This is a genomic window from Muricomes intestini (assembly GCF_004346165.1).
In the GTDB taxonomy this organism is placed as follows: domain Bacteria; phylum Bacillota; class Clostridia; order Lachnospirales; family Lachnospiraceae; genus Muricomes; species Muricomes intestini.
In genome coordinates this window covers 1-18851 of the sequence record NZ_SLZZ01000029.1, presented here as the reverse complement: position 1 = coordinate 18851, position 18851 = coordinate 1, and the positions used below count along the sequence as shown (strand labels likewise).

The window sequence follows — 18851 nt, the reverse complement described above, 5'->3', positions numbered from 1 at the left end:
TTCAGAACATTCATGAAGTAAAATAGGCAATAATGCTTTACACTATGGCATTTTATCAAAACAATCTATTCCCATCTGAAATATCAATACTGAGCTCTTTTGCCACACTGGTTTGCTTAAATGGATTTATCTTTTCCGCTACACCGTCACGTTTGAAAAGTGAGCCTGTATTTTTGAACCAAAATGTTACATCTGCTTTTGCGCATTGTTCACGGATATTAAGCACCCAATCATAATCACACAAACGGGCTTCTCGTCCTGTTTCGCCGCCAACGGTAACATGGTCTATGCCATCAAGATATGGTGTTAAATCTATCGCTTCTAAAAGTGGAGCGCAGGCAATAAAACGCCTTTTTATCGGATAGGATAAAAAGAGCGGAAGCCTGTAATCGGCGAGTGTTTGATTTTCGACAGTACAGCCAATATTCACATTGTCATAGCCTGTACCCCAATCAGACGGAAGCGATTGGGGAAATCGGTCAATTCGCTTTGTCAAAATCAAAAAATCAATATCTGTTCTTTCCTTGATGATTGCCCAAGCCTCTTTACGCCATTCATCCGCTTCTGGTAGGAAAAAGTCAGTCGCAAAGCAGGTTGCAAGAATTTTGTTTCCTTTGATATTGTATTCGCCCTTTGCACTTTTCCTTGCAGGCCAATCAAATTTATCTGTTTTTTGTATTGTGCTTTGACCATAGCGTTTTGCATACGGCCCATAAAAATAGCAATTTGTACAGCCATCACTTAATTTGTAACAGCCTGTCCATGGTTCCCAGTTCATAGTGTTCCTCCTCTTGGATGGGTGAAGCCGATGATGGCAGATACGCAGCCGATTGTCAAACGCAGCGTTTGAACGTCACCGTCTGTGCCTTCATGGAGATCTTACCCACCTCGTAGCAGTAGGCGGGCAGCTCCTTCTTAAAGGTTAAAAAGGCATGGTCGATAGGAAATCCCAGAATCTGTTCAATCTCGGCATAGGTCAGCGTGAAGCTGTTTTCCGTGCGTCGACCTATCGCCTTCCAAAGCGGCTCATATTTACTCATTGCCCGTCTCCTCCGATCTTGTTTGGAATAAAATAGCGGCTTTGATTTACCAAAGCCGCCGTGTATCACATACCAAAGCCTAACGCATACTGTTTTACAACCTCAAGAGGAAACATTGTGCGTGTAGCAACTTCTTCTGCCGACATACCTTGCTTAAAAAAGCGTTTGATAACCGTGGTCATATCCTCTGCAATTTCTACAATGTGCTTGTCGGGGTCATATACCCGAACATCACGCTGCCCCCACGGGTATTCTTTGATTTCGTGTATCCATTGCAAACTGGATATGCTTTTCATTTCGGCATACACCTTGTCCAAATCGTCTACTTCAAAATAGACTTGAAAGTTATGTGACTGCTCTTTCACGCTATCGACTGACACACCGACGAGTTCGGCATATCCTTGTTGCAGTGAAAAGCCCTCAAATGTCACATGTACGCCAATATCCATTACCGCATTTTGATGAAGTACCTTTTCATAAAAGTGTTTAGAGGCGGCTATATCCTTAACCGCTAAAAGACAACCTTGATATTTCATTTTTCAATCCTCCTTTGAGGATATTGTATTATATATCTCCGTTCCGTCATAGTAAAAATCCGACATTGTTTTCAGATACTTTTGAGGGGTAACACCACTGATAGCCTTGAAATCTTTATCAAAATGGGCTTGGTCAAAATATCCGGCTTGTTGCGATAATGCCGCAAAAAAGCAAGGCGATGTTTGAATGTGCTTTAATACGTAATTAAAGCGAGTTAAGCGTGCATAGTTTTTAATATTCATTCCGATTTGTGCAAGAAATAATCGGTTTAATTGTCGCTCACTATAATGGGATTGTCTGGCAACTTCTTTCACTTGTATTTGTCCATAATTATCAGAAATTACTTTAGTTGCCAACAGCAAAGAGTCCGAAACAACGTGCTTTTCCATGCGTCGGTATAAAACCTTTTCACAAGTATTTACCAAATTGGATACAGTTTTTGATGCTACAAAAGCCTGATGCAGCGAATGAAACAGCTCATTATCAATATCCGTAAGCGAAAGTCGTTTATCTGCAAACTCCGCTTGACTTTGACGGGTGATTTGATACAAACCATAGGGCGAAAGCTGGATAAGTAGCAGAACATGATAACTATTTGGTTCCATTCCTAACAAAACAGGAGTTAAAGATGCTCCCCACAGTTCAGCAATGACTGCGTTTCCGTTAAAAGCAAGCGACAATGTTCCGCAAGCGTTAGGCATAAGCGTATATTGTGCTGTAAATGTCTCATTCGATGGAAATACGATGTTGTAATATTGAATGTATTTTCTCAGCCCCACATGGGAGGGAAACATATTGAATTGTTTGTCATTTTTGATAATCAAATCGTTCCCTCCTTACTTTTATAATTTTTATTAGTCTTATCCATCTAATGCGAATCAAGCAAGTATAAATTCGCTCATCAAGCATTGAATTTCTGAACTACCGTTTAAAAAAATTACTCGGTAGGTATGGAATGATTTTACCATAGTAAAGCAGGATTTTCAATCAAACAAATATGAATAATGGAAAGGACACAGTTACTATCAAAAAAGTCCGTTCACCATCCTTTTGCAAGGATTGACTGGACTATTCTTGGCATGTAGACAAAGCAAGAGCCGTCGCGTCAAGTTAGATGCAACGGCTCAATTTCGTGATAAGTCAGATTTTATTGTGTAGGTGAAGTTAAACACTAACAGAGGGTGTGCTCATACCCTTACACAATGTTTTCACCCAAAATAATTTTTGGCATAGTGGTTAAGCATCTGTTCCACCGCTTGTAAAAATGCTCTAACCCTAACTTTGACACCCTTGCGTGAGTTTCTTCATCTCTAACAGTCCAATGTAAAACATAAGTGACTTTGCCTACATTGCGTGTGAGGCGAACAGGCAATGCCCCTTCTTTAACGGCATTAAAATCTGTTTGGCGGTGGGTGCGTTTGATATATCTAACTTCAATAACACCATCCTGCTCCATATAAAAGGCGGCAACCTCTTTCATAAGTTGCTCAATTTCCTCTTGCTTTTCAATCTTTGCCTCATAGATACAAATTTCATTAAACATTTATTGCACCACCTCGCACATTATATAAACTTGCTCACCGAGCGTTAATTTCCCATGCTACCGTTTCACAAAAGTTTTACACGGTAGATATATAAAGTGAGTTTACCATAGTAAATCGGAACTTTCAATCAAACAAATATGAACAATGGAAAGGACACAGATACTATGAAAAAAGTCCGTTCACCACCCTTATGCAAGGATACTCTGGCAGGTGCTGGGGATGTAGCATAGGAGTCGCAGAGTTTTACTCCTCCGGCTTATCTGTCAGGCGCAGCGGGGTTTCATCTGAATCCATATATGTTTCCTCGCACTCCTGCAGGGCGGTGCGCATAATACAAGCAGCCTGAGAAATGAGCTTCTCGGCATCAGTTGCTGCGTTAAACATTTTATAGTAGAGCTTTTTGTAATCTGCCACACAAATACCTCCTTTGAAATTATTTCGGCGGCCTCCGTTGTGTGGTATTAAAGCTCTGAACAAGCGGATTGTCAAGTCATAAATCAGAAAAAGAAAAGCACCGGGCAGCTTTCACGGCTGCCCGGTGCAATGTGCGCAAATCTACTTTTTTAGCTTGAGCCAAATTTCCATGCTTGTGGTTTCAGGCGAATGGCTTGCATATCGCTCCGCACAAAATGCTTCTGTTTGTAGTTTGTGATTTGGCAGCCATGTGTTGTAAATATATTGCTGTGCTTTATAAATTGCGTCCATAACAAGTGCTTCAAAATTTTCAGCTTCAAAGGAGCAGACGATATATTCTCCAACTGGCAGTTGCCAGCTCATGAACTCGTCCGGAGCCTCTCCCGCTTTTGACTTTGCCCCTGCAAAATAGCTAAAATACCCTTCTTCTAAAGATGGCAAAGTTACACCGACTTCTTCAGCATCCTCAGAAAGACCAAGTACTGTTTGCTTCTGTTTATGGAAGCTTTTCCAAAGGGCATCCAGCGGATCAATGCCAGATTCTGTTCCCAATCCATCCAAATGGTGAATGGGCACATCCTGTTTAGCACCGATAAAACAAATCGGTTCCGCAATTTCTCTTCGGTTTATTTCCAGAACAATGCCATCGGTGATGAGCGGTACCCCTTCATCAATTAAGGTGTAGTGAAGCAGAAACTCCGGCTTGGTCATATGATTGAGCGTTTGCGGATTTTTGCGATATTCCTCCGGTGTCATACCAAAGGTATCCTTAAAGGTACGGGTAAAGTGTTCGTGAGAGGAAAAACCAAGCTCCAATGCAATATCCAAAATACGTTGTTCTTTTTGCAGCAGTGCTTCGGCTGCCTTTGCCATACGGCGCAGCTTAACGTACTCAGCAACCGGCTTTTTAACCAAACGGCTGAACAGGCGCTGATAGTAAAAAGGCGACAGTGCTGCCATCTTTGCGAGGCTGTCAATATTTAATTCCTCGCCTAAATGTTCTTCAATAAATTCTATGGTTTCCTGTATTTGTTCCCATGCGTGCATGATAAGCACCTCCTTTGACCATAGAATACCACAGCTCAAAGGGATGCCGCTTGACTGTGTATGCTCTTTTTTATTGGTACCAAATTCATTTTACCATAAGCAGTTTGTTTTCACACGGAAAGGAGTGATAACTTCAAATGTTCATATGGGATTTTGTCGCCGACACTGTCCTCGGTCAGATTGTAGATTGGATCTACGGTCAGATCGTGGGCTTCCTCGGCGACTTTTTTATGCAGATGGGAAACATGGGAGCAGACCTGTTCGAAATGAACTGGGTGCAGTCTATTGTGCTGTTCTTTTCCTATCTGGCATGGGCGTTATACGGTGTTGGTCTTGTGGTAGTTGCCTTTGAATGCGGGATTGAGTCTCAGTCCGGCAGAGGCAGCATTAAGGATACCGCCCTCAACGCCATCAAGGGTTTTATGGCCGTGGGGCTGTTCACCACGGTTCCGGTGGAGCTGTATAAGCTGTCGGTGTCTTTGCAGGGCAGCTTCACTGCCGGGATTACCGGTCTTGGAACCGACTTCGGCACAGTAGCCCAAGGCATCATTGCATCGCTACAGGATGCGGGAAATCTGGAGCAGGCCATGACCAGCAGTGTGTTCGGAGGCTTATCTGCTATTACAAGCCCGATCATGATGATTTTTATTCTCATACTGATGGGCTATGCGGTGATTAAAGTGTTCTTCGCCAACCTCAAGAGGGGCGGCATCCTGCTCATCCAGATCGCTGTAGGAAGTTTATATATGTTCAGTGTTCCCCGTGGCTATATTGACGGCTTTGTGTCATGGTGCAAACAGGTCATCGGCCTGTGCCTTACGGCGTTTTTGCAGGCAACGGTGCTGATTGCCGGACTGATGGTAGTAAAAGACCATGCCCTGCTGGGGCTTGGCCTGATGCTGGCAGCTGGAGAAATCCCCCGCATTGCCGGACAGTTCGGACTGGATACCAGCACCAAAGCCAACCTCATGAGTACGGTGTATGCGGCGCAGACTGCGGTGAATATGACCAAGACGGTAGTACAGGCGGTGGCGAAATGAGCGAGAACAAGCTGGTCTATATCGCCTCACCCTATGCCGGGGACATACAAAAGAATGTGGAATTTGCAAAGGCGGCCTGCCGGTATGCAATGGAGCAGAATTGTACGCCGGTAGCTGTTCATCTTCTGTACCCGCAGTTTTTGGATGACAATGACCCCGTCCAGAGAGAATCCGGTTTTCACATGGGGCATCGTGTGCTGGAGGCCTGCGATGAGTTGTGGCTCTGCGGCAGCCGGATTTCCACCGGCATGACGATGGAGCTTAGAGAAGCCAAAAAGCTGGGTATTCCTGTCCGGGAGATATCCGCAGAACAAATCCAAGGAGGTTTTACTATGGAAAAGAAATATGGTGTGTGGGCGATGCGCAGTGCCGGTTCGGTGTGCGGAGCCGCTCAAAGCTGGTGCAAGCATGGCGGCAAGCCGATGGAGTTTGACACGATGGAACAGGCTGAAAGCTACGCCAATCAGCTGAATGAATCGTGTTATTCTCCCAATGTACGCTATGCCGCAAAAGAAATGGAACCGGAGCTGAATCAAGGCTCCGGTTTTTCCATGCGGATGTAAGGGAGGTGCCTCATGCATATTTACCCCGATCACTTAAGAGCAAAAGCAACCCTATGGCTGTGGCAGCTGCGGGATATCGGCATCATCGGTGTGGCGCTGCTTATCTCTGTGCTTGCGATTTCCCAGCTGGGATTTGTGCCACCCATCGTGCTGACCGCCGTTTATGCCTTTTTAGCCATCCGCTTTGAGGACACAAGCATTCTGGATTTTCTCCGGTATGCCTGTGCCTTTTTTATCACCAAGCAGCAATTCTATGAATGGAGGTACACGCCCAATGCGCAGGAACGATAAGGCAGAAGCCAAAAAAAGAGCCTCCACCCGGCAGCTTATCGGTACCAAGGAAATCACCGAGTACAGCCTACAGACCTATGGTCACGGAGAACTGGTGTATTTCATCATTAAGCCCAGCAACATATCGGTGCTGTCTGAGGCCAGCATCAGCACCCGCATCTATGCTCTGATGACTGTTCTCAAAGGAATCGCCGAAATCGAGATTTTGTGCTTAAACAGCCGGGAAAACTTCGAGGACAACAAGCGTTTTCTCCGCAGCCGCATAGAGCAGGAACAGAACCCGGTGGTGCGAAAGCTCCTCGAAAAAGACCTGTCCTTCCTTGACCGGATACAGGTGCAGATGGCGACAGCAAGGGAGTTTTTAATCCTGATTCGCCTGCGGAATGAAAAAGAAAAAGAGGTGCTCCCGTACCTGTCACGCATAGAGAAGTCCTTGAAAGAGCAGGGATTTTCCGTAAAGCGAGCGGACAAAGAGGACATCAAGCGCATCCTTGCGGTTTACTTCGAGCAGAACGTCACGACCGAAAAGTTTGAGGATTTCGATGGGGAACGATGGGTTATTTTGAATGAGTAAAAGATAAACGTACAGGGTAGCTTATCTATGTAGCTATCCTGTACGCAGTAATTGTATTTCGGTTATTCCTTAAAGGGAACCTGTTTCGATTCTTGTTTTAAGATTTTTTATGTGCTGGCCAATGTCGTGTATGACCGCAATAAACTCGTCATCACATTTGCCGGTCGGATCATCAAGTCCCCAATCCTCTCGGTGCTTGCAGGGTAAAAAAGGACACTGAACATTGCAGCCCATAGTAATAACAATATCTACTGGAGGAATTGAGGAAAGCAGCTTGGAACGCTGTGTTTTCTCCATATCAATGCCGTAAAGCTGTTTCATTAATCGAACAGCGTCCTGATTGATCTGTGGCTTTGTTTCTGTTCCAGCCGAATAGCTTTCAAACACATCAGTGGCAAGGTGTTTACCGAGTGCTTCCGCAATTTGGCTTCGGCAAGAGTTGTGAACACAAATAAATGCCACCTTGGGTTTGTTTATTTCCTTATTCATGAAAGACCTCCCTTTTTATAGCTCTCTTAGCTTATCTCCCTTTATATCATCTGCGTGCCAAGCGATTAAAGCAAAATTTCCACTTGTATGTTCCGCTATCTTGTTTATCCACGGAATTTCATTGCTGGCTTTTGCAGCTAACAGGGCGTTTGTTGTTTTTGTATGATAAAGAGAAGTATTCACAAGCCACCACTTTGTAGCAATATTGGCACGTTTCAAGTCTTCTTCCAGACGTAATGCTTCGTAAACTGGGGTAGTTTCAGGCAAGGCTACAATAACGACTGCTGTTTCAGCACTTCGCAGACGTGGCAACAGCTTTCTTACGGAATCGGGGATATTGCCTTGTGTCCTCTGAACCTCTTTATGATAGCTCAATGTAGAATCCAATAGCAGAAGTGTATGCCCTGTAGGTGCGGTATCAATGACAACAATTTCATTTTCGGCACGCTCTACAACTTCCGCAAAAGCTCTGAATACGGCAATTTCTTGTGTACAAGGAGAACGCAGATCTTCTTCGATATAGGCAATATCTTCTTCCGACATGGTTTCCCGTGCCTTTGTTATAACTTCCTCCTGATAGCGTGCCAGTTCCTTATGCTCGTCAATATGGCTCATGGTAATGCCGCTGTTTTCATCGAGAACAAATTTTAAGTGTGCTGCTGGGTCAGTAGTGGTTAAATGCACCTTTTTACCCTTTTCAGAAAGCCCTAAGGCAATAGCGGCGGCAAGTGTGGTTTTGCCAACACCTCCCTTGCCCATTGTGAAAACGACTTTTTTACCGCTATGATATAAGTCATCAATTACATCCTTTAGCTGAGGAATGCTCTTTGCTTTGATGGTCTCATCGCTGATGACATAGCTATTCTTTGTGAGCAGTGACCTGACATTCTCCATACCTGTAATGTTGTATGCCCTCAAGGGAACCATGTAGGCATTGATTGCCTGTAACGGTTTTGGCATATTTGCAAGGGCATTTTCCTGTTTATCAAAAAGACTTTTAGAAATGGTATCATCATAATCAGCCAATACGCCATTGATTACCATAGCCTGATTGAGTACGCCAAGCTCCGCTAATTCGTGAGAAGCCCGCTCTATTTCTTTGAGGGGGGCTGTTTCGGGGCGGGTTACAAGAATTAAGGTTGTTTGTGCGCCGTCTGTCAGTGTTTCAACCGCAGCTTTATACATTTCCTTTTTACTTTCAAGCCCGGATAACTGTCCCAAACAAGAGGCACCATGTGTACTTTCGCTGATGAAATTGCTCCACGCAGAGGGAAGCTGCAACATTCTAAGTGTATGCCCGGTCGGCGCGGTATCGAAAAGAATATGGTCGTATTTTTCCTCCATCTCTTTATTGGTAATGAAGTTGGAAAATTCATTGAAAGCGGCAATCTCCACTGTGCAGGAACCAGAAAGCTGTTCTTCCATATTAGCGAGGACTGATTCCGGAAGCTTACCACGATAAGGCGCAAGCACGCTTTCCCTGTATTCTGCCGCTGCCTGCATAGGGTCAAGGTTGGCTACATCAAGATTGGCTACCTCTGCAATGGGCGTGGCTTTCCCTGTAAGCGGGGTGTTAAACACATCCTGCAAGTTGGAGGCCGGGTCTGTACTGACAAGAAGAACCTTTTTGCCACTATCCGCAAGATTTACCGCCGTTGCACACGCTACAGATGTTTTCCCGACACCACCTTTACCTGTGTAAAACAAGTATTTCGTTAAGGTGATTTTGTTTGGGTCAAAGATTTGCATTGAGGAACCTCCTTTCTTTTAGCAGCAGTTCCCGTCAGAACAGCAGCAACCGCCTTGCTTTGCGGATTTTGCTTCGGTCAAATAGCTCGTGGGAACCTCCAGCAAAGAAACAAGCTCCTCATTGGTTGGATAGCGGCCTGTCATCACGATTTTTTCATCGATCATAACAGCGGGCAGTTCCTCAACACCTTTTTCGTTGATAAAGTCGTTGATCGTTTTGTTATTGACAAAAGCCATCGGCGCACCGCTTAGATTAAAGCGGTCAACTGCCACTCCGTTCTTTTTCAATGCATTTAAAACAGTAGAAATGCGGAGCAGCTCCGGGTCAACACTCACACCGCAAAGGCCGGTGTCACAGCACATGGCAGGTTCAAATATTTGCATTTTTTTCATGATAAGTCTCTCCTTATATATGATTATATTAAATTGCTTCTTCGTTCCATAAGAACGGTATTACGCCACTGTCCAAAACGGTCTTGCCCAATTCGTTCACGGAATCCCACTTGACGGAATCCGCATTTTTCATGCAAACGAATGCTTGCTTTGTTGTCAGCCATAATTCCCGATTGCAGTGTCCAGATACCATCTTTTTCAGATTGCTTTGACAGAAAGTTCAGTAGTTGGTTCCCTGCACCTTTTCCTCTATGGGTATCATGGATGTAAATACTGACTTCCGCCACGCCACGATAGACACAGCGGCTTGACACAGGAGTTAATGCTGCCCAACCGGCAATGACATCACCATCGGTTATTACAAAGCGGCATTGCTTGATATGGGACTGGTCAAATTCTTCATTAGTGGGGCATTCCGTTTGAAATGTTGCAAGGTTGGTATCCATACCTTGCTGGTAGATTTCGCTGACTGATTTCCAGTCGCCTTTTTGCATTTCTCTAATTTTGTAATTCATTTTGAGGAAACCAGCCTTTCGTTTTATTGACAAACCTTACAAGCAAGAGCATAACCGGCACTTCTGTCAGAACGCCAACGGTACAGACCAGCACCACCGGGGAAGTCGGCCCGAACAGTGCGATAGCGACAGCCACCGACAGTTCAAAAAAGTCCGATGCACCAATGAGTGCGGCAGGAGCCGCAACATTATGGGGCTGCTTTGTTATCTTGCACATCCAATAGGCAAAGGCGGCAGTGAGGACATTTTGCAGGATCAGCGGAATAGCAATCAAAAGGACATGTAAGGGGTTTTCCAGTATGGCATCTCCTTGAAAAGAAAAGATGATAACCAATGTCAGGAGAAGTCCAACAGTTGTCACATTATCAAATTTAGGGATAAACCTTTGCGTGAAATATTCCTCGCCTTTGTTTTTTACCATGAAATATCGGGTAAGAAAACCGCCCACAAGAGGAACGACAACAAATAGAACAATGGAAAGAATGAGTGTATCCCACGGCACGAAAATATTTGTCACACCCAGCAGAAAGGATACAATCGGGACAAATGCCACGAGGATAATCAGGTCATTCACTGCCACCTGCACTAAGGTATGAGCAGGGTCGCCTTTGGTCAGATTACTCCAAACAAATACCATTGCGGTGCAGGGGGCTGCACCCAGCAAGACGGCTCCGGCGACATAGCTTTGTGCAAGCTCGGTCGGTATGAATGTCTTAAAAACAACGTAGAAAAAAAAGGAGGCAAGACCAAACATGAGAAATGGTTTAATCAGCCAGCTTGTTCCGCTGGATATAAGAAGCCCCTGCGGATTGTTGCGTACATTTTTGATGGACTGAAAATCCACTTTCATCATCATGGGGTAAATCATCACCCAAATGAGTACAGCAATCGGAATGGATATTTGTGCGTACTCAAAGCGGCTTAAGAATTCAGGGATACCTGGCAGGAACTTGCCGATTAAAATTCCCGCCGCCATACAGATCAGCACCCAAATGGTCAGGTATTTTTCAAAAAAGCCGATACCAGTGTTTTTCTCCTTATTCATTATCATCACATCCTTTGCAGCAGCCTGTATCTTCTTTGCAGATGCAGTTTTCCTTATCAGAGGTGATGGAGCAGAAAAATTGTTTTGTTTTGCCGATGGTTTCCTCATCCAAAGAGTAATACGTCCATTTGCCCTCGTTTCGGCCTTTTACAAGCCCACATTCACATAGAAGTTTCATGTGGTGGGACAGCGTAGATTGGGACATTTCAAATTTCTCTAAAATCATGCAGGCACAAAGCTCTCCGCAAGAGAGCATATCAACAATCATAGCTCTTTTGGGGTCACCCAGCGCCTTAAACACTTTGGTATTTTCTAAGTAGTTTTCCATATTAACACCTCACATCTATATTTTTCGATATGACTATTATATGCATCAAATCGAAAAGTGTCAATATGAAATTTTGTGTAAAATTGAAGATATCCGCAATATCAAGTAATATCAGTATATTTTCTCAAGCCGTCACATAATGTGGCGGCTTTTGCTATGCCCCAAATCTAAAACAGAAAGGAAAAAATACCGATGGCAAGAAAAAGAAACCCACAATCTCCACCGCAGGAGGATGCCAGAATCCAAGAATTTTTGGATATGATTGCCCCCTCAGTAATCAAATTTAACACCGACCACTTTATCTGCGGGAACACCTACCGCTGCGTTTGGGCGCTGCGGGAGTATCCCACCGCCACGGAGGAGCAGGCCATCCTGCGCCACTTGGGAGAAAAGGATGGCGTGACCCTACGAATCTATACCCGCCATGTCACGCCGGTGGAGGAAAAGAAAATCATCAGCAATGCCGCCAATAAAAACCGTTTGAGCAAGTCCAACACCAACGATTTGCAGCAGACGGTTATGGCCGAAAGCAATCTGCAGGATGTGGCCACCATCGTGGCGCAGGCGCACCGGAACCGGGAACCCTTCATTCACTCGGCTGTGTACATTGAGCTGTCCGCACACGATCTGAATCAGCTGAAGCTATTGCAGACTGAAGTCATGACCGAGCTGATTCGCTCTAAACTCAACGTGGACAGACTGATGCTCCGCCAGCAGCAGGGCTTCCAGTGCGTGATGCCCAGCGGCTTTAATGTGTTCCGTGACCAGTTCGAGCGTGTTCTCCCGGCAAGCTCTGTGGCTAATCTCTATCCCTTTAACTATTCGGGCAAAACAGATGGCAATGGCTTTTATGTGGGACGGGATAAGTTTGGCAGCAATGTGCTGGTGGATTTCAATAAGCGAGCCGATGACAAGACCAATGCCAACATCCTGATTCTCGGCAACAGCGGTCAGGGCAAATCCTATCTGCTCAAGCTCATCCTGTGTAATCTGCGGGAATCCGGTATGAATGTGTGTGCCCTCGATCCCGAAATGGAGTACGAGGATTTGACCAACAACCTCGGAGGCTGCTTCATCGACCTTATGTCCGGGGAGTTCATCATCAATGTGCTGGAACCCAAAACATGGGATGAAAACGGCAGCCCGGAGGATAAGGATGCGCCTCAGACCTTCCGCATCAGCAGCAAGCTCAGTCAGCACATTTCCTTTCTCAAGGACTTTTTCAGGACATATAAGGACTTTTCCGACCGGGAGATCGACACCATCGAAATTATGCTGCAAAAGCTGTACGCCAAGTTGGGCATCAGCGACAGCACGAAATTTGATCGCCTGACCGCCAAGGACTATCCCATTTTGTCAGACTTGTATGGTCTGATTGAGGAAGAGTACAAAGCCTTTGATGAGAACAGCCGCCAGCTTTATACCGCAGATCTGCTCCAAAACATCCTGCTGGGGCTGCACTCCATCTGCAAGGGTGCAGAGTCGAAATTCTTTGACGGACACACCAATATCACCGATTCCAGCTTTGTGACCTTTGGGGTGAAAGGTTTGCTGCAGGCTAGCAAGAGCCTGAAAAATGCCCTGCTGTTCAACATTCTATCCTACATGAGCAACGAGCTTCTGACTAACGGCAACACCGCCGCCAGCATTGATGAGTTCTACCTGTTCCTCACGAACCTCACCGCCGTGGAGTACGTCCGCAACTTTTCCAAGCGTGTGCGTAAAAAGGATTCGGCGGTGATTATCGCCTCGCAGAATTTGGAGGACTTCAACATTGAGGGTATCCGGGAGTACACCAAGCCCCTGTTCAGCATCCCGACCCATCAGTTTCTGTTTAACGCCGGAAATATTGATGCCAAGTTCTACATTGATACGCTTCAGCTGGAGCAGAGCGAATACAACCTGATCCGCTACCCGCAGCGTGGGGTGTGCCTCTACAAATGCGGCAATGAGCGGTACAACCTGATGGTGAATGCTCCGGAGCATAAGGCAAAACTGTTTGGAAAGGCGGGTGGCCGTTAATGGGAGGTGAGAAAAATGGACATGAAAGATCAGCGGTTCGGTATTGAGGTAGAGCTGACCGGCATCACCCGTAAGGCTGCCGCCGATATTGCCGCCGCCTATTTCGGCACAACGGCTGTGTATGATGGTAGCTATTACGACACCTATGCCGCTATTGACTCCCAAGGCCGTAAGTGGAAATTTATGAGTGATGCCAGTATTACGCCGCAGAGAAAGGATGGCAGACAGACGGTATCGGCCTCTTCGGAATATAAAACGGAGATGGTCAGCCCCATCTGCCGCTGGGAGGACATCGAAAAAGTACAGGAGCTGGTACGAAAGCTCCGGGAAGCCGGTGCCATTGCCAACAGCTCCTGCGGCATCCATGTTCATGTGGATGCCTCGCCCTTTGATGCGAATACTTTGCGGAATATCACCAACATCATGGCCGCCAAGGAGGATTTGATTTACAAGGCGCTTCAGGTGTCCGTGGCCAGACAGCACCGCTGGTGCAAGCCGGTGGATAACCGGTTTCTGGAGGAACTGAACCGTAGAAAGCCTCGCACACTGGATCAGGTCGGTCGTATTTGGTACAACGGCGAGAGCCGCAGCAACATCCACTATGATGACAGCCGGTACCACTGTTTGAATCTTCATTCTGTGTTCCAGAAAGGTACGGTGGAGTTCCGTTTGTTCAACGGAACCACTCATGCCGGAAAAATCAAGGCCTACATTCAGCTGTGCATGGCTATTTCCGCACAGGCGCTCAATCAGCGCTGTGCCAGCCGTACAAAGACACAGACCACCAACGAAAAGTACACCTTTCGCACTTGGCTGCTGCGCTTGGGGCTGATCGGGGATGAATTCAAGACCGCCCGTGAGCATCTGCTGAAGAATCTGGATGGCTGCATCGCTTGGCGTGATCCGGCGCAGGCAGAAAAGCAAAAGGAACGAATGCGGCAGAAAAAAGAAAAAGAGCTGGAGCAGGCACGGCAGACTTCCACAGAAGTGCAGCCTACCGCTCCCGAACCAACCGAAGCCGAGGCAGAAGATGCCCCGGCTTTTACTATGCGTATGTAAATTTATATGTGAATGATAGGAGGAAAACATGGCTAAATCCCGTTTATACATTGCCTATGGCAGCAATCTTCATCTGCCGCAGATGGCATTCCGCTGCCCCACCGCCAAGGTGGTGGGAGCCAGCGAGGTCAAAGGATATGAGCTGCTGTTCCGTGGCGGCAGCCGTGGAGCCGTTGCTACTATTGAGCCGCTGGAGGGCAGCTCCGTACCTGTGCTTCTATGGAAAATCAGGCCGCAGGATGAGCTTTCCCTCGACCGTTATGAGGGCTACCCGAATTTTTACCGCAAGGAAATGCTGGAGGTGGAGCTGAACGGTAAGCCTGTGAATGCAATGGTGTACATCATGAATGACGGCAGGGAGTTCGGCGCACCCTCGGATTTTTATCTCCACACCATTGCCGAGGGCTATGAAACCGCAGGCTTTGATACGGATTTTTTGGATCAGGCGATGGAGAAATCCATCCGTCTGGCGCAGGAGCAGCAGGATGCGGAGGATGCGCAGTTCAACCTTTGGCAGCAGAAATGGTGGTGATCCCCGATGGCAGACCCGGCAACCATTACCCTTGCGGTGAAAGCGGCAATCGCCGCTGCTACCGACAAACGGACATGGAAAACGGTGGGAGTGGTCATCGCCGCCATCCTCACCCCGTTTATTTTAATCATCGTCATGATCATGAGCCTGCTGTCCGGTACCGCAGACCATAACAATTCTGCTGTGGATTTGAGCTTTCACGGCGGCAGTATCTCCTCACAGGTGCCAGCGGAGTACCGGCAGTACATCGAGGATATGCGGGGCAGCTTCTCTGATTTGGATGAAGCTGTGTCTGAGATTACGCCCATGATCGAAAGCGGCAGCATCGACAGCACCCGCATGAAGTCGATTTTTTATTCTCTGTATTTCGGCGCTGAAAACCTGCGGATAAACGCTTCCGATTACCGAGCCTTTGCGGATTGCTTTGTCCGCTACGAGGAGCGCACCCGCACCGTCACCGATGCGGATGGCAACGAAACGGAGGAAACCTACACGGTGGCTGTCCCCATTACCGATCCGAATGAAATATATGCAAATCTTGAAAGCTCCCTCGGCAGAACCATTACAGAGGAAAACAGGATCAATGCACAGCAGATTTACTCCCATGCCAAGTATGGCAGAGCTATCCCCGGTGCGGAGGATGGAGAATATCCCGGAGAGATGGGCGATGGTACCTATCAGGTGTTGATGGAGGAAGCCCAAAAATATATCGGCTACCCGTATGTTTGGGGCGGCTCTTCTCCGCAGACTTCCTTTGACTGCTCCGGTTATGTGTGCTGGGTCTATTCGAAATCAGGCGTATATTATCTGCCCCGCACCACGGCATCGGGTATTTTTAATCAGTGTGCTGTGATCTCCCGTGAGGAAGCAAAGCCCGGAGATTTGGTGTTTTTCCAAGGAACCTATGCCTCAGCCGGAATCATAAGCCACATCGGAATCTATGTTGGGAACGGTCAGATGCTGCACTGTGGAAGTCCAATCGGCTATGCGGATCTAAACAGCCGCTATTGGCGCAGCCACTTTTATGCTTACGGCAGGCTCAAATAGACAAAAGGAGATGATGTTTCATGAAAGCGATTTTTGAACGGAAGGCCTCAGATTTCGATCTGTGGAGCTTTGAGGTATCAAAAACCATTCGGCTTCCCGCTGAAGTTTTTGAAGCCGTGCTGCAAAAACCTATGAGGGATTACGACTTTATTCAGGACAATATAGCGCAGATGCACTGCGACAGCAGTGGTGTGTATCACTGCCTGCTGCTGACCGGCGAGGACAGAAAAGACGGATTGCTGGTGGAATCGGAGGGCTATGGCTACTGCCGGTACGCCTCCTATGTTCCCGATATTTCCGCTCTTACCTCCCCGGCCTTGCAGCACCTCAACGAACGGATGACAGCCGCAGCTGACTACATCGTATCCACTGGAACTCAGAATACGACTGAGGGCAACTGGATCATTAGCTTTGATGAGCTGGCACAGCAAACCGGCTTTGAGCATGATTTTAACAGCATGGATACGCTACTGGATATGCTCCATGAGCGTGAAGAAGTGGCAAATGTAGAGCTGGGCGACACCGCCATTGACGTGTGCTATTACCTTGATTTCTGTCCGCAGTATGGCGGTCACCCGGAGGAAGCAGAGCCGGGACAGCTATCGGAATCCGCTGCGCCTGTCAGCAGACTGAAAGAATTGCTCCATCTTCATTGGGAGGATATTCATCTGCTTCACAAGGATGTGGAGGTACAGCCTGCCACCATCGTGGAGCTGGATGAGCATACCCTGACCGATGCCGGGAAAGCGGGCTTGGGCTGATGTTTTGGATGCCGAGGTGGTCAAGGTTTACAACGGCTACTACGGTTTGCAGATGGAGCTGGACAAGGTAAAGCCCTCCCGTTTGGAGGAATTCTCGTCCATGCTTGCCGGATACTGCCCGGTATCGAATTATGAAAAATGGATCACGCAAGAGAATGATGCCCCCTCACAGTCACCCGAAATGAAACTATGAAATGGAGGAAAGTACGATGAAAAAAGCAACACTGACCGTCAGCTTTGACAGCGAAAAGCTGGATGCCCTGACCTACCACATGAGCAAAAAGGATGCAGATTTGCAGACGGAGCTGGAGGATACTGTCCAAAAGCTCTATGAAAAGCACGTTCCGCAGGCCACCCGTGAATACATTGACGATAAGCTCTCCCGTGAGGCCGCCACCAAACAGAAGCCCCAAAGGCCGGTTCGCCCTGCTGCGGCAGGCGGCTCTGACAACAGGCTGGTGTAAGCAGGAACGCTGTCCGGGCGTGTGGGCGGCGGTGTTGCCCTGTGTGGCCTTTTGGCAGGCGTGGTGGCATCCTGATACCCATTAGCATCGTACCGCCCACGTTGCGCCCATGTGGAGAGAATGTGAGAAAGCCCCGGATGCGGTGAAGAAACCTCAGAATGAGGGCGTTCCGGTAGGGTCGAAAGTGGTGCAGGTTAAAGGGTTTATGCTGCTTTGGCAGCCTAAATCCGAAAAACACCGACCGGCAAAGCCGTTCGGGGATTCCGAAGTGACATAACTTTCTGACCGAAGTCCTGATTTGTTATGCTGGTTTCAGAAAAGAGCAAGGAAAATCGGGTGTTTCCGGAGCTTACCCTGCATACCGGGGCAAAATTCACAGAGAAAAGGAGGCATTATGGCAAAGGAACCGGAAAAAATCCGCACCGGCTTTTATATCGAAAAGGAAGTGCTGGATCGGTGCGATGAGCTGCTGGAGCAGGCCAACGTGAAATCCCGAAATGAATTTGTCACCGAGGCGTTGAGGTTTTACTGCGGCTATCTTACCTCGCAGAAAATTGAAAACTATTTGCTGCAGAGCTTATCGTCCGTCCTCGTCAGTGCCATTCGAGATACGGAAAACCGTCTGGCCAGAATGGATTTCAAAATCGCTACCGAGCTGTCCAAGCTCTCTCATGTGGTAGCGTATACCCATGCGATTGACGAGCAGGCACTGCAAAGCCTACACTTAAAATGTGTGGAGGAAGTGAAACGAATCAACGGTGCGGTTGATTTTGAGGACGCATATAACTACCAAAAGCGGCGAACCTAAAATGATAGGAATTATTTGTTTCTTTTGGGTATGGACTATGGAAATACATTCGTTTATGGTGTGTTGCGAAAGGAGGTAAAAGTGCAATGGAGAAAAATGAAATCTTTGAAACAGCTATCCGTGAGCTGACGGAAGCTGCAATCAGCAAGCTCAAGGAAAATCTGGATGATATAGAGCGGCAGCTTTACGCTGAGGTAAAAGCTCTCAGCTCTCAAGCTCGTGAGATTGTCAAAACGCTACCGGCGGATCAGCAAAAAATTCTTACTGATTATTTTGAGAAAACCAATTTGATTGCCGACCATGAGTGCCAGCACCTCTATGTGCAGGGTGCAAAAGACTGCGTGGAGCTGCTGCAAAGGCTCGGTGTGCTGTAAGGAACATAGGTGGACGGCCTCTGCACATGCGGTATAAAATCGCAAGATTTGTACCGCTTTGTCCTGCTTTCCAATTTAGCAAATGAATACTTGACTAAATCTTAGGCTGTTAATATAATTAATAAGTTCTCGGAATTAGAATCATCTAATTCCAATGCAGATTGAAAATTGAATACTGGCAGTTTTGGAGTAAAAGAAGATATTTTTGTGTATAA

At 46.9% G+C, this 18851-nt stretch carries 27 protein-coding genes; 14 read left to right on the top strand and 13 right to left on the bottom strand.

What is annotated here, in order from left to right; all coding sequences use genetic code 11:
• Nucleotides 1–55: 55 nt before the first annotated feature.
• The 7 genes from EDD59_RS14990 to EDD59_RS14965 form a co-directional block, all read right to left on the bottom strand.
• Nucleotides 56–778, bottom strand: a complete 723-nt coding sequence (locus tag EDD59_RS14990) for a DUF5131 family protein (protein WP_132383328.1) — start codon at nt 776–778, stop codon at nt 56–58.
• A 55-nt stretch (nt 779–833) separates the two neighbouring features.
• Nucleotides 834–1040 (bottom strand): hypothetical protein, encoded by a 207-nt coding sequence (locus EDD59_RS14985; RefSeq protein WP_132383327.1) that lies wholly within the window; start codon nt 1038–1040, stop codon nt 834–836.
• Between the two features lie 65 nt (nt 1041–1105).
• The gene (locus EDD59_RS14980) at nt 1106–1576 is read right to left on the bottom strand and encodes a VOC family protein (RefSeq protein WP_132383326.1); all 471 of its coding nucleotides are present in this window, start codon (nt 1574–1576) and stop codon (nt 1106–1108) included.
• A gap of 3 nt (nt 1577–1579) precedes the next feature.
• A complete protein-coding gene (locus EDD59_RS14975; RefSeq protein WP_132383325.1) occupies nt 1580–2401 on the bottom strand; it encodes a helix-turn-helix domain-containing protein in 822 nt (273 codons plus the stop codon).
• 371 nt (nt 2402–2772) lie between these two features.
• Complete coding sequence (locus EDD59_RS14970; protein ID WP_018213991.1) at nt 2773–3120, bottom strand: hypothetical protein; 348 nt, start codon at nt 3118–3120, stop codon at nt 2773–2775.
• Between the two features lie 244 nt (nt 3121–3364).
• A complete protein-coding gene (locus EDD59_RS17860) occupies nt 3365–3535 on the bottom strand; it encodes a hypothetical protein (RefSeq protein WP_165920956.1) in 171 nt (56 codons plus the stop codon).
• Nucleotides 3536–3676: 141 nt separating this feature from the next.
• The gene (locus EDD59_RS14965; RefSeq protein WP_132383324.1) at nt 3677–4582 is read right to left on the bottom strand and encodes an AraC family transcriptional regulator; all 906 of its coding nucleotides are present in this window, start codon (nt 4580–4582) and stop codon (nt 3677–3679) included.
• Nucleotides 4583–4719: 137 nt separating this feature from the next.
• Between EDD59_RS14965 and EDD59_RS14960 the strand changes: the two genes are divergently transcribed.
• Genes EDD59_RS14960 through EDD59_RS14945 form a run of 4 tightly spaced genes read left to right on the top strand, consistent with a single transcriptional unit; the run spans nt 4720 to nt 7050 of the window.
• On the top strand, nt 4720–5622 hold the full coding sequence (locus EDD59_RS14960) for a conjugal transfer protein TrbL family protein (RefSeq protein WP_132383323.1): 903 nt from the start codon (nt 4720–4722) through the stop codon (nt 5620–5622).
• Complete coding sequence (locus EDD59_RS14955; protein ID WP_132383321.1) at nt 5619–6185, top strand: DUF7768 domain-containing protein; 567 nt, start codon at nt 5619–5621, stop codon at nt 6183–6185. Before EDD59_RS14960 ends, EDD59_RS14955 begins: the two co-directional genes overlap by 4 nt.
• 12 nt (nt 6186–6197) lie before the next feature.
• Complete coding sequence (locus tag EDD59_RS14950) at nt 6198–6476, top strand: hypothetical protein (RefSeq protein ID WP_132383319.1); 279 nt, start codon at nt 6198–6200, stop codon at nt 6474–6476.
• Complete coding sequence (locus EDD59_RS14945; RefSeq protein ID WP_132383317.1) at nt 6460–7050, top strand: hypothetical protein; 591 nt, start codon at nt 6460–6462, stop codon at nt 7048–7050. Before EDD59_RS14950 ends, EDD59_RS14945 begins: the two co-directional genes overlap by 17 nt.
• A gap of 69 nt (nt 7051–7119) precedes the next feature.
• On the opposite strand, the gene EDD59_RS14940 is transcribed toward EDD59_RS14945, so the two are convergent.
• From EDD59_RS14940 to EDD59_RS14915, 6 genes are read right to left on the bottom strand one after another with little or no spacing between them, the layout of a single operon-like run.
• The gene (locus EDD59_RS14940; RefSeq protein WP_132383315.1) at nt 7120–7539 is read right to left on the bottom strand and encodes an arsenate reductase ArsC; all 420 of its coding nucleotides are present in this window, start codon (nt 7537–7539) and stop codon (nt 7120–7122) included.
• Nucleotides 7540–7554: 15 nt separating this feature from the next.
• Nucleotides 7555–9288, bottom strand: coding sequence for an arsenical pump-driving ATPase (arsA, locus tag EDD59_RS14935; RefSeq protein WP_132383313.1), 1734 nt, complete (start codon nt 9286–9288; stop codon nt 7555–7557).
• Nucleotides 9289–9306: 18 nt separating this feature from the next.
• Entirely contained in the window at nt 9307–9681 is a 375-nt protein-coding gene (gene arsD, locus EDD59_RS14930; protein ID WP_132383312.1) for an arsenite efflux transporter metallochaperone ArsD, read from the bottom strand.
• Nucleotides 9682–9704: 23 nt separating this feature from the next.
• Nucleotides 9705–10196, bottom strand: coding sequence for a GNAT family N-acetyltransferase (locus tag EDD59_RS14925; RefSeq protein WP_132383311.1), 492 nt, complete (start codon nt 10194–10196; stop codon nt 9705–9707).
• The gene (arsB, locus tag EDD59_RS14920) at nt 10180–11241 is read right to left on the bottom strand and encodes an ACR3 family arsenite efflux transporter (protein ID WP_132383310.1); all 1062 of its coding nucleotides are present in this window, start codon (nt 11239–11241) and stop codon (nt 10180–10182) included. The genes EDD59_RS14925 and arsB overlap by 17 nt, the downstream gene beginning before the upstream one ends.
• Nucleotides 11234–11569 carry an ArsR/SmtB family transcription factor gene (locus EDD59_RS14915; RefSeq protein ID WP_024345932.1) on the bottom strand — a complete coding sequence of 112 codons (336 nt, stop codon included), beginning with the start codon at nt 11567–11569 and terminating at the stop codon, nt 11234–11236. The genes arsB and EDD59_RS14915 overlap by 8 nt, the downstream gene beginning before the upstream one ends.
• 192 nt (nt 11570–11761) lie before the next feature.
• Here EDD59_RS14915 and EDD59_RS14910 point away from each other — a divergent pair, with 192 nt between their 5' ends.
• The 10 genes from EDD59_RS14910 (at nt 11762) to EDD59_RS14875 (ending at nt 18636) form a co-directional block, all read left to right on the top strand.
• Nucleotides 11762–13591, top strand: a complete 1830-nt coding sequence (locus EDD59_RS14910) for a VirB4 family type IV secretion system protein (RefSeq protein WP_132383308.1) — start codon at nt 11762–11764, stop codon at nt 13589–13591.
• 15 nt (nt 13592–13606) lie between these two features.
• A complete protein-coding gene (locus EDD59_RS14905; protein ID WP_132383305.1) occupies nt 13607–14650 on the top strand; it encodes an amidoligase family protein in 1044 nt (347 codons plus the stop codon).
• 28 nt (nt 14651–14678) lie between these two features.
• Nucleotides 14679–15182: a gamma-glutamylcyclotransferase family protein gene (locus tag EDD59_RS14900; protein WP_132383303.1), complete on the top strand. Its 504-nt coding sequence runs from the start codon at nt 14679–14681 to the stop codon at nt 15180–15182.
• Between the two features lie 6 nt (nt 15183–15188).
• Complete coding sequence (locus EDD59_RS14895) at nt 15189–16229, top strand: C40 family peptidase (RefSeq protein WP_132383300.1); 1041 nt, start codon at nt 15189–15191, stop codon at nt 16227–16229.
• Nucleotides 16230–16249: 20 nt separating this feature from the next.
• A complete protein-coding gene (locus EDD59_RS14890) occupies nt 16250–16990 on the top strand; it encodes a DUF6329 domain-containing protein (protein WP_243117447.1) in 741 nt (246 codons plus the stop codon).
• Nucleotides 16965–17183, top strand: coding sequence for a hypothetical protein (locus EDD59_RS18185; RefSeq protein WP_243117446.1), 219 nt, complete (start codon nt 16965–16967; stop codon nt 17181–17183). Before EDD59_RS14890 ends, EDD59_RS18185 begins: the two co-directional genes overlap by 26 nt.
• A 16-nt stretch (nt 17184–17199) precedes the next feature.
• Nucleotides 17200–17454: a DUF6103 family protein gene (locus EDD59_RS14885; protein WP_132383297.1), complete on the top strand. Its 255-nt coding sequence runs from the start codon at nt 17200–17202 to the stop codon at nt 17452–17454.
• A gap of 109 nt (nt 17455–17563) precedes the next feature.
• The gene (locus EDD59_RS17855; RefSeq protein WP_165920955.1) at nt 17564–17731 is read left to right on the top strand and encodes a hypothetical protein; all 168 of its coding nucleotides are present in this window, start codon (nt 17564–17566) and stop codon (nt 17729–17731) included.
• Between the two features lie 117 nt (nt 17732–17848).
• A complete protein-coding gene (locus tag EDD59_RS14880; protein ID WP_132383294.1) occupies nt 17849–18262 on the top strand; it encodes a ribbon-helix-helix domain-containing protein in 414 nt (137 codons plus the stop codon).
• Nucleotides 18263–18348: 86 nt separating this feature from the next.
• The gene (locus EDD59_RS14875) at nt 18349–18636 is read left to right on the top strand and encodes a DUF6664 family protein (RefSeq protein ID WP_132383292.1); all 288 of its coding nucleotides are present in this window, start codon (nt 18349–18351) and stop codon (nt 18634–18636) included.
• Nucleotides 18637–18851: the final 215 nt, after the last annotated feature.